Raw genomic sequence first — 328 nt, 5'->3', positions numbered from 1 at the left:
CGCGGTAGCGGATGCCGGGGATAACTGGGAAACGTTCTAAGACTGTGATGCCGGATGGCGCTGTCGCTTATCCGGCCTACGGGAAAGTTATGTCGACCCGATAAGGCGTAGCCGCCATCGGGCAATTAGCGCAACATCAGGCGCATGGCGCAGCGTGATTCATACGCCAGCCCATGCGCTGCTTCCTCTTCTCTTTTCTGGCGCAACTTTGCAGGAAGTGTCTCGTCAGCCAGCAGTTCAAAACCCAGTCGCGCGTACAATGGCGCATTCCACGGCACATCGCGGAAGGTGGTCAGCGTAAGCGACGTATAACCTTTTGCACGCGCCT

Annotated in this window: 1 pseudogene; it reads right to left on the bottom strand. The window is 57.6% G+C overall.

What is annotated here, in order from left to right:
• Positions 1-125: 125 nt before the first annotated feature.
• A pseudogene (locus FDX22_RS24310) lies at positions 126-328 on the bottom strand (GNAT family N-acetyltransferase); the annotation flags it as partial.

The sequence above is a fragment of the Citrobacter sp. TBCS-14 genome, from assembly GCF_005280805.1.
GTDB lineage: Bacteria > Pseudomonadota > Gammaproteobacteria > Enterobacterales > Enterobacteriaceae > Citrobacter > Citrobacter gillenii.
Note: the sequence above shows the minus strand (reverse complement) of the source record. Positions and strands in the feature narration are given on the sequence as shown.